The 2726-nt window shown below is 31.5% G+C and carries 3 protein-coding genes; all 3 read right to left on the bottom strand.

The features are described 5' to 3' along the window. Positions 1-105, bottom strand: a 105-nt coding sequence (locus DP68_RS19650) for a sodium/glutamate symporter (RefSeq protein WP_291549158.1), incomplete at its 3' end; no start/stop codon positions are given. Between the two features lie 760 nt (positions 106-865). Beyond that, positions 866-2056, bottom strand: coding sequence for a sodium/glutamate symporter (gene gltS, locus DP68_RS13105; RefSeq protein ID WP_035310255.1), 1191 nt, complete (start codon positions 2054-2056; stop codon positions 866-868). A gap of 154 nt (positions 2057-2210) precedes the next feature. Continuing rightward, positions 2211-2726: sodium/glutamate symporter (locus DP68_RS13100; protein WP_035310253.1), on the bottom strand; the 516-nt coding region annotated here is incomplete at its 5' end.

Genomic DNA, 2726 nt, shown 5'->3' with positions numbered 1-2726 from the left:
TACAACAGGTCCAGGTATACAGAACTTATGAAGAACTGGGAATTTGCTTTTTATCCATTCTCCAAGATAGTACATTACCACTGCCAAAGCTGCGGTTTGCATCATGTCTAATTTAAATTGCATAATAAGTCCACCTTTCTTAAAAAAATTTAATTTAATTTGTAAAATATGAAAACGATATGTTCGGTACACATATTATTATACATAATACGATAAAAAAATCAATCTAAAAAATTAAAAAAATGAATAAAAAATAAAAAAAATTTCATTTATCAAATAAAGGTGAATAATATTTATCTTCTTGAATAAATATTCCTTGTTTTTTAACAAAAAGTTTATAAAATTATAAATAATGATATAAAAATGTAAATAAATTGAAGATGGTTCTATGAATAAAAGTTTTATTTGTCGTAAAATGGAACGTAAATAATAAAATGAAATCGATAGATGGAGCTGCCTAATGCCAATGGTTGTAGAATGTATTATTAACCAATAAAATGTATTAAAATGCTATAGTTTAATATATTTAAATAAGAACTTGAAATTAATGCATATAGTATTATAAAAATTTACAAAGGTATTAATTAATTATGAATAAAATTATTAATAATTAATTAATACTTGATTAATATGTGAAGAAATACAGGATATTGATATTGATTGTATTATCTCAAATATGAATCAACAGGTAACTCATATTTCATTAAGTTACAAAATTAAAGAATGAAAGGGGAGATGGTTATGCTGTATAGTTAGTGGAAATTAGGTTCGGTTTATTTGTTGGAAATAAAGAAAAAATAATCACTGATTCTAATTGATCATGCGGGAATTAATATCAATTAGAATCAGTGATTGAAATGAGTTTTTATTTTGCGAAAATATTTGTAAAAGTTGTTATTATAAGAGCATTTGCGAAGTCTATTAAAAAAGCACCTACTATAGGTAATACGAAAAATGCTCTTGGAGCTGGACCGAATCTGTCAACAACGGATTTCATATTAGCCATAGCAACAGGGGTAGCTCCCATACCAAATCCGCAGTGTCCTGCGGCCATTATGGCAGCATCGAAATCCTTACCTGTAAAACTAAATGTAATATACATTGCAAATAAACCTGTTAGTATTGTTTGACCTATAAGTATTATAACCATAGGACCTGCAAGTTCTGCAAGTTCCCAAAGTTTTAATCCTATGAGAGCCATAGATAAAAATACATTAAGACCTATATTTCCTAAAATATCCATACACTTGCTATTTACAGTCCATTTACCAGAAAGTTCTCCGGTGTTTAATATTATTGCTGCTATTATCATTGAGTTAACGTATGAAGGTAAAGTTAATCCTAAGTTTTTAAAGAATTTTTCAAGCACTGCACCTATAGCTATGGCTATGAGAAGGAGGGCGAGAGATCTAAATAATTCTTCATATGTAACTCTTTCTTCTATTTCATTTACTACACTACCTTTTGCTTTCTCGTCTTTATTTGGCTGAAGTTTTTTTCTTTCTATTAATGATTTTGCAACTGGACCACCAATTAGTGAACCGAATACAAGCCCCCAAGTAGCAGCTGCCATAGCTGCGGTCATAGCGCCTTTAAGTCCCATACTTTCATATAATGGAGCAAAGGCAGCTCCGGTACCGTGTCCGCCTGTCATTGTAACAGAACCGCATATAAGTCCGAGCAGGGGACTAACGTTTAAAATTCCTGCAAGGGTCACACCTAGAGCATCTTGCAATGCTGCAAGACCAGCAGCGCACGCCCAAAATATAAGAACTTGAACTCCGCCTTTTTTTATGAGTTCTAAACTAGCTGTGAATCCTATAGAAGTAAAAAACACCATCATGAATGGACTTTGAAGAGTTGTGTCTAAGTTGATTTTAAGTATATTACTAAGTCTTAAAATTAGATTTAAGATTGAAAAAACAAGTCCTCCAACAACAGGTGCTGGAATACAAAATTTATAAAGTATTGTAAATTTAGTTCTTAACCATTCTCCAAAATAGTATATTACTACGGCTAATGCTGTGGTTTGCATCATGTCTAGTTTGATTTCCATACATCTTCATCCTTTCTTGATATTTTAAATAGATATCTATTTAAAATCTTTCCCAAGGAATTAAGATATTATGCATTTTTACAATTTAATAAACCGGGCGAAGTAAAAAAAAGCACTGAGGAACTTGTCCATCAGTGCTTTTTTTATTTAATTATTATTTTGCAAATATATTAGCAAATGTAGTTATAATTAGCGCATTAGAAAAGTCTATTAAGAATGCACCAACTATAGGTAATACGAAGAATGCTCTTGGAGCCTGTCCGAATCTTTCTACAACGGATCTCATGTTAGCCATAGCAACAGGAGTAGCTCCCATACCAAATCCACAGTGTCCTGCAGCCATTACAGTTGCATCGTAGTCTTTACCAGTTAAGTTGAATGTGATATAAGTTGCAAATATGAACATCATTACTGTTTGTACTACTAATATTACAAGCATTGGTCCAGCTACAGCAGCTAGTTCCCAAAGTTTTAATCCGATTAAAGCCATGGATAAGAATGCGTTAAGACCAATTGAACCTATTGTATCCATACATTTTTGATTAACTTTCAATTTTCCAGTAGCTTCGCCAACGTTTAATATAATTGCAGCGATAATCATTGAGTTAACATAGGATGGAAGAGTGATTCCCATACCTTTGAAGAACTTTTCAAGTATAGCTCCAATACC

The organism is Clostridium sp. HMP27 (genome assembly GCF_000765165.1).
Classification (GTDB): Bacteria; Bacillota; Clostridia; order Clostridiales; family Clostridiaceae; genus Clostridium_AK.
This window is presented reverse-complemented; position numbering and strand designations above follow the sequence as displayed.

Coding starts and splice junctions, on each gene's coding strand:
- gltS (WP_035310255.1), bottom strand. CDS start 2,056: ATGGAAATCAAACTAGACATGATGCAAACCACAGCATTAGCCGTAGTA.